Below are 6,802 nucleotides of genomic sequence, written 5' to 3'. Positions count from 1 at the left end.
TTTGGTTTTCAACCGTCTGTGTGTCCGTGCTGACACGAATATAAGCGTATAACATAAATGTCCTTTCGTAAAAATTTAATAAAAACAAATTCGCCGTACAAAAACGGTCGTTTTTATGCGGCGGTTGTTTTTATACGCTTTGGAGCGAAATGTTCTAACATTATATTTAAAGAGGAGTGTTTATGAGAAAAAGTATTTTGGCGGCAGGCGCGGCTTTAATGATTGTCGCTACGGCTATGGGAGCGAGGAACGGGACTGATAACTACAATTTCCCGTCTCCGTGGAATCCGGCGGGATTGCCGACAAACGACCCGAGAATCAAGCAGTATGTGCTTTACATTTGGGACGATAACGGATATTCGGGGGCTTATGGTACCGAATATAACTATGACAAAGGAAGTAAGTCCGGTATGACAGGGAAAGGCATTGATAATAGCACAGGTAAAGGGACTGTAAATTCTTGGAACGTTTCAAGTATGGGAAATCCCGAACAACTCAGCGAAACCGGTCCAAACAAGAACGGTATGGCTTGGGCGTTGCATGACCTTGCAAAGGGTGGAAAAGTAACGGGCGGCGGAGTGCCTATGACTTTTAATATGATTACGGGACTTTATGTTAATGGCTCGGGACCATGGAATAATCGGGAATCGTATCTTGGGTATTATGTCCCTAACGATTATGATTATGAGGTTAACACTCCTTCCGAGAGTAAACACACAAAGATTGCTGTTATGTGGGGTAGAGATTATGCATATAAAGATGGCGGACAATTGCAGCAATCCAATCAGATTTATCGCATATCCAAAGAGCTTATGGAAAACGGTGCGGAATTTGGCAACCATACCATCGACCATATGGAATCAAACTCTCCGCTTCCTGGTGGAAGTTCGCCGTTTGCCAATAACGGTTTTGGAAAATGGAACAACGACGGTTTTGATTATTACTCCAAAGATACGACGGTTTGGGGTTTGGTATATGATGAAGCAAAAGAATTCGGACAAAGAGAAGGGGCTTCCGCTCAAACGATGGGTTGGATTATGCATGCCGGAGAACAGATAAAAAAGGATTCTTGGAAAGGATACATTAAACTTTCCGAAGATATTTTGACGAAAACAACTAGCGGTATGGACGACAACAATGGCGGATTGGGAATGAATCCCAATGACATTTTTGGTTTCCGCGCTCCGCGTTTGGAAGTAAATTCGGGGATGTTTTACGCTCTTAAAGACCTTGAATATCTTTATGACTGCGGGCTGGAAGAAGGTTATGAAGAACACAGAAACGGTGCAAACTATGTTTGGCCTTACACTACAGACAACGGAATTATTAATTCCTGGACTCAATACAGCAGCGGCGAAAGAAGTTTTGTAGATTCAATGCCAGAAGGCGTATGGGAAATTCCGGTAAACTGCGTAGTAGTTCCCGAAAACAATCGTAGCAACGTATGGCAACATTATGAAGATATAATGAAAGGTGCAGGAACTCCGGTAGGTAGCGGAGATAAAGAAGAATGGCTTAAAAACGGTAAAATAACGGCGTTTGACTTTAACATATGGATTCTTCATGGAATGACTTCCCAAGACTGGAAAGCGACAATGGAAAATACGTTAAAATTGCGTATGGACGGAAACAAAGCGCCTTTCCATTACGGAGCGCATACCAATTACTATACTATTACTTATGACCAAGCGACGCTTATGTCTGGTTTCAATCAAAACGGTTGGGGATTGAGTATAAAAAATGGTTGGAACGACTACAAAACACGTCAGGAAGGAATGGAATGGTTTGTTACTCATGCAAGAGGTAAAGGCGCGGAATTTGTAACGGGCAAGCAACTTATTGATGCAATGAAAGACCTTGTAAAAATCGGTCAGGATAAGGCAGACAAAGGAACTATTGACTTGTCGAGTGCAGGTGGTTGGACTTTTGATTCCGAAGGAGGAAGTGAAGATGTTACATCAAGCACAAGCATAGACAATCTTTCCGGTAGCGTAAATATCAAGAAAGATGAAGAATACGCAGCATTTTCGATAAATTTTGATGCGGGGACGCTTTCCAACGCGACTCATATTTCTCTTGATTACAAACAAACTAGCGCGTCGGCGATTCGTTTGGTATTGGAAGACCAAACCGTTCGTGAAGTTACGCTTGCACACCGTTATCCGATGATTAGTATGGACCACAGCGACAACACAAATTACAATGGTGCGGCTTTGCGTTTTTCGGGAATGATTCCGATGTCGGCGTTTGACTTTCCTGTCGATGTCGATAGAACGATGAATTATTCTGCGGTCGACGTATCAAAAATCGTTAGAATTGAAATTGCTCCGCTTGCTCCTGAAAATAATGCACCTGTGTATGGAGAAAAAGGGACTTATGATACAAGAAGCAACGATTACGCTGCGAAATTTGAGTTTCGTGACTTTAAAGTTCATAGCGGAACTCCGTTTGATTACCAAGGTAATATTGTTGAGCAGCCGACATCTGTAATTGCACCTGTAAAAAACAATGTAAGAACTCTTTCGCTTGCGGGAGTATCAAGCAATGCACTTAGACTTAATATCGGTCAGGCAGGCAAATACGACGTTAAGATATTCAGTGTAAACGGACGTTTGTTGCAGTCATTCGGCGCACAGTCGCTTAGCAGCGGTTTGAATACGCTTAGACTGAACAATCTTGCAAAAGGTGTTTATTTGATTAAAGTTCAGGGAATCGACACAAAACAGCAACTTACCAAATCCGCTTTGGTTTTGTAAGATAACGTTTTGATGACAGTAATAAAAGGGGAGTCGAAATTCGGCTCCCCTTTTTTGTTTTGGTATGATAAGATTATATAATTTTACATTCGTAATGAAAAAGATAGGATTAGAATATGATAACAAATTTTTTGCGCCGGTAAACATAGAAACTTATATTTCTCAAATTTCATATAAACAAATTAAAAGAAAAAACGCAAATTTGCAAAAAAGTACTTGATATTGTGACAAAATTAATATATAATGTACTTGTATATCTCTATTCAAACATACAAAAACATTCAAAAATTACCCGCACTCGAACAAACCGAATAATCGACTGAAATAAGAAATGTGGCTTTTTTACAATTAAAAAAGGAGTTCCTATGAAGTTGAAACAATAATATATAATATACTCGTATATCTCTATTCAAACATACAAAAACATTCAAAAATTACCCGCACTCGGACAAACCGAATAATCGACTGAAATAAGAAATGTGGCTTTTTTACAATTAAAAAAGGAGTTCCTATGAAGTTGTTTAACGCAACAGGAAAGAAAACGGCGATACTCGGTATCGCTATGGGGTTGATATTTTTACAGCAAGTTTTGGCGCAGGATACTTATATAATTACAGGAACAGACGGAGCGTTTACCGCAGAAAAGGACGGTAATCCGGTAATTGACGGAAGCGGCGTAACGCTTTCAAACGCTATTTCCGCCATAGGTACGGCGGCGGCGGGATCTAACTGTACCATTCAATTCGGCGACGGAACCGACGCGCTTGACAATGGTACGACATCCGCTACGATTAACGGCGCAAATTTTAGCGGGATCGTAACAATTACGGGGAAATTAAAATCAGCGACCGCAACAGGTCCGAACGCCGGTACCTTAGTTTTGTCAGGCAGTGTTAATGCGATTAGCAAAGCGGATATTACAAATACCCATGCCTCTAGCGGTACTGCGATTAGAATTAATGGTTCCGGCGAGTTAGAAATCAGCGGCGGAACCGTTTCTGCTTCTCCGGGAGGAGCTAATGTGTATATTATTTACCACAATTCTATCGGCGAGTTAAGAATCAGCGGCGGAACCGTTTCAGGACTTGGCGGATCTTCCGCTATCTCAAGTTGGAGCAATGGAAAAATCGTCATATCGGGCAGTGCGGATATTACATCGACAAAAGCTAGCGCGACATCCGGCACGATTTCTTTAGGTTCCGGCGCGGCGGACGAGGAACGATTGGTAATTACGGGCGGAACTGTAAAAAATACGGTTGCAGGCGGCAACGCCATTTATAACGACGGAGCCGGAACGGTCAACATCGGCGGCGGGACGATACAAGCGACTACCGGATACGCTAAAGCAGGTACAAAAGGCGTACTGAATTTAACGGGCGGGGTTTGTTTCGCTCACGGCGCAAGCGCGGCAAGCGTTATAAGCGGCGCTTACGACGCGTCAAGCGGCGCTCCGGCGATAATAGCTTGGAGCGGCGGCAACGACGACGAATACGATGCGGGCGCAAGCGCCAAAATTTCCGCCTCGCCTTCCACGACGACGGCAATGTGGATTAACAAAGGCGTCTATGCCGGCATCGGTTATGCAAACGGCGCGAACACCGGCTTCATATCGCTTAACGTCAAGGTAAACAAAAAGACTCTTGACGGAGTTATCTTTCCGACGACAAACAGTATTGTTTACGATCCGACAATTACGCTTGCGGACGTTCCTCTTGTCGGCGCTGCGGGGGACGGAACTTTTGCATGGGAAGACAACACGATCGTTCCGCAAAAAGATAATACGGGTTACAATGTCGTATTTACGCCGACGGATGCGGATAACTATCTGATCGTTAAACAAATCGTATCGCTGACGGTGACAAATCAAGCGGGAATTTTTACGCCTCACGAACCGGTAAACGCAGCCTATTCGCAAGGATTAAAACTAGGCGATTTAACTTTGGAGGACGGCTATAAATGGGTTAATGCGAATACCGATTTGAATGCGGGCGATAACCAGATCTTTGCGGCGACATTCACCGACCCAAGCGGCGAATACTCCACGGCAGACGGCGATATTACAGTAAATGTGGCAAAGAGAGACGAACCTGCGCCGAACGGTTTAACCGCTATATACGGACAAACTTTAGCGGATGTCGAGCCTGCTCTTCCCGAAGGCTGGGAATGGGAAAGTGCGACAACGACGCCGGCAGGAAACGCGGGAGAGCGGACGCATAAAATAAAATTCACGCCGACAGACGCCGACAATTATAACGCTTTGACGAATATTAGCGTAACCGTTACGGTGGCGAAAGCGACTCCGCCTTATACAAAACCTATTGGATTTGCCGCTATATACGGACAAACTTTAGCGGATGTCGAGCCTGCTCTTCCCGAAGGCTGGAAGTGGGATAGTCCTTTAACGACGTCGGTAGGCAATGCTGGGAAACGAACGAATCACAGAGCGACATTTACGCCGCAAGATTTGGATAACTACAACGTTGTACCCAATATCAGCATTACCGTTGACGTCGCGAAAGCGTCCGGCGCATCGACATCCGCTCCTGTTTTGTCAAGCAAAACGCATAACAGCGTTACTATAAGCGCGTTAACCGCCACTGAAAACGGACAGACGGTGAATTATGCGATAAATACCGTCGATACGCCTCCTGTGAATACGGATGCGTGGAAAACCGACCTGACATTTACGGGACTTCTTCCAAAAACCGATTATTACATATTCGCCCGCACGGCTGAAAGCTCGAATTATAATACGGGCGCCGCTTCTTTGTCTTTACATGTAATAACCGATCAAGAGGGTTCAAATCCGATTTCTAAAGATAAAAAATCCGACAAGAAGTACGGAATATTGTTAGAGAAGGGAATTGTTTCTCAATCTGCAAAATTTACGGTAAAGACGCCGGAACCTGCACAGGCGAATCTTGTAGTTTATGACAATATCGGCAATGTCGTGTTTGAATCCAAGAGCGGAAACGACAAAGAGATTCTATGGGATTTGACCAATAGCGCCGGAAGGCCGGCGGCGAACGGGAGCTACTTGGCGCTTGTCGAGGCGAAGGGAGTGAGCGGTAAGACTTATAATTATTCTACAAAGTTGGGAATTAAGAGATAACAATCCATAAAAAACAATGAACGGCGGGACGGAGAATATTCTCCGTCCCGTTTTTATAAAGAATGATTGAGTGATTTTGGAATTGTTTTGAAAACTATCCGCAAATTTTATTATTTTCCGTCTAAAATGCGAAACAAGGAAAAATATGCGAAGAATTTTAATAAAAATCGGCGGTTCAACGGTCAATAGCGAAAAATTTTTGAGTGAAATGTCAACGGGAATTTTGGAATTGATAGAAATCGGCTGTTCGGTTTGCGTTGTTCACGGCGGCGGAAAAGATATAAACGAAGAACTTGGACGGCTCGACAAAGAATTCAAGTTTGTGGACGGACAAAGAGTAACCGACAACGAAATGATGTCGGCGGTTCAAAGGGTTCTTTCCGGCGGCGTGAATAAGAAAATAGTAAACGAGTTTCTTATTCACGGTATAAACGCGGTAGGAATATCCGGAGTTGACGGTAATACGGCGACCGCAAAAAAATTGCTTTCGGACAACGGGAACGATTTGGGTTTAGTCGGCAAAATTGTGTCCGTGAATACAAAAATTTTGGATTTGCTCTCTCAAAACGGATTTGTTGCGGTGGTTTCTCCCGTTTCACGAGACGATTTAGGCAATATTTATAACGTAAACGCCGACGGAGCGGCAAGCGAAATAGCGGCGACTCAAAAAGTTGACGATTTGATATTTGTCAGCGATGTCGCGGGCGTAAAAATCGGCGGGAAAATCGCGCAAAAAATCAAAGTCGGCGAGATAGAAAATCTTATAGAAACCGGCGAAATAACAGGCGGGATGATACCAAAACTTCGCGGTGCGGCGCAGGCGATAAGCAGAGGTGTGAGGCGCGTCCATATTTGCGGATGGAACGGTAAAAAAACGCTTTTGAACGAGACGGGCGAAAATTCTACGGGAACAACAATTTACTAAAATACGGAC

3 protein-coding genes are annotated in these 6,802 nt (G+C 43.8%); all 3 read left to right on the top strand.

The genetic code is table 11. The annotated features are described in order from the left end of the window. Positions 1–182 precede the first annotated feature (182 nt). The 3 genes from LBH98_04870 (at position 183) to argB (ending at position 6,793) form a co-directional block, all read left to right on the top strand. The gene (locus LBH98_04870; protein MDR0304089.1) at positions 183–2,756 is read left to right on the top strand and encodes a T9SS type A sorting domain-containing protein; all 2,574 of its coding nucleotides are present in this window, start codon (positions 183–185) and stop codon (positions 2,754–2,756) included. 511 nt (positions 2,757–3,267) lie between these two features. Then, positions 3,268–5,868 carry a hypothetical protein gene (locus tag LBH98_04865; protein ID MDR0304088.1) on the top strand — a complete coding sequence of 867 codons (2,601 nt, stop codon included), beginning with the start codon at positions 3,268–3,270 and terminating at the stop codon, positions 5,866–5,868. A gap of 145 nt (positions 5,869–6,013) precedes the next feature. After that, entirely contained in the window at positions 6,014–6,793 is a 780-nt protein-coding gene (gene argB, locus LBH98_04860) for an acetylglutamate kinase (GenBank protein MDR0304087.1), read from the top strand. The last annotated feature ends 9 nt before the right edge of the window (positions 6,794–6,802 follow it).

It is taken from the genome of Chitinispirillales bacterium (genome assembly GCA_031254455.1).
Lineage (GTDB): Bacteria > Fibrobacterota > Chitinivibrionia > Chitinivibrionales > Chitinivibrionaceae > WRFX01.
The sequence above is the reverse complement of the archived record's forward strand: the minus strand, read 5'-3'. Positions and strand labels throughout refer to the sequence as shown.